General features: G+C 48.9%; 1 protein-coding gene. It reads left to right on the top strand.

All coding sequences use genetic code 11. The features are described 5' to 3' along the window. Window positions 1–193, top strand: a 193-nt coding sequence (locus tag VJI94_RS08170) for a hypothetical protein (RefSeq protein ID WP_324008991.1), incomplete at its 5' end; no start/stop codon positions are given. Window positions 194–305: the final 112 nt, after the last annotated feature.

Genomic DNA, 305 nt, shown 5'->3' with positions numbered 1-305 from the left:
CCGTCTGGAGGAATCCATAAAGGCAGGCGATCCTTTGTCACGCAATGTTTCCGAGTCGCATTGGGAGCGTATTCGGCAGGGATCCAATTTCACCATTGACAATAACGGTCGTATGGAGGAAACCGCAGACTATGTTAAGAAGTGGTATTGCTCCTTCTGGGGTGATGCGCCTTCCTGGCTTTGCGATGAATAATGAGCGGGTTTAATTTAGGGGTATAAAAAATGTGTAAAGAGAAGTCTGATTTCGTCCTGAGCCTTACCGCAGATAAGACCGATCCTGCGTTGGGGGCAAAGGTACGAGAGCG

Origin of the sequence: Parvimonas sp. D9 (assembly GCF_035282565.1) — a bacterium.
Classification (GTDB): Bacteria; Bacillota; Clostridia; order Tissierellales; family Peptoniphilaceae; genus Parvimonas; species Parvimonas micra.
The sequence above is the reverse complement of the archived record's forward strand: the minus strand, read 5'-3'. Positions and strand labels throughout refer to the sequence as shown.